Raw genomic sequence first — 287 nt, forward strand, 5'->3', positions numbered from 1 at the left:
GTCATCTACTAACGATAATTTTTATCACGGATTATATAGCGTCCGCAGTAAACAGCTTTTTGAGGATTTCTCAACCAAACAAGCACATGCGTATTTATCAGGACTATTGATAGGAAGTGATGTTCGCGCAGCGATGAGCGCGCAAGAGTGGCAATTAACAGAATTAGAATCAGTGGCGATTATTGGTCCACCTCACTTAAGCCAATGTTTTGTTGAAGTGTTACATCACTGTAATATCAACACAACATTATGGGATGTTACAGACGCGACATTGGCAGGATTTAATG

1 protein-coding gene is annotated in these 287 nt (G+C 40.1%); it reads left to right on the forward strand.

Features of this window, described 5'->3' with window-relative positions; genetic code table 11:
• On the forward strand, positions 1–287 hold a 287-nt coding region (locus AAEZ00_RS20985), incomplete at both ends, for a 2-dehydro-3-deoxygalactonokinase (protein ID WP_351089814.1).

Source organism: Shewanella sp. S1-49-MNA-CIBAN-0167, assembly GCF_040310145.1.
GTDB lineage: Bacteria > Pseudomonadota > Gammaproteobacteria > Enterobacterales > Shewanellaceae > Shewanella > Shewanella psychromarinicola.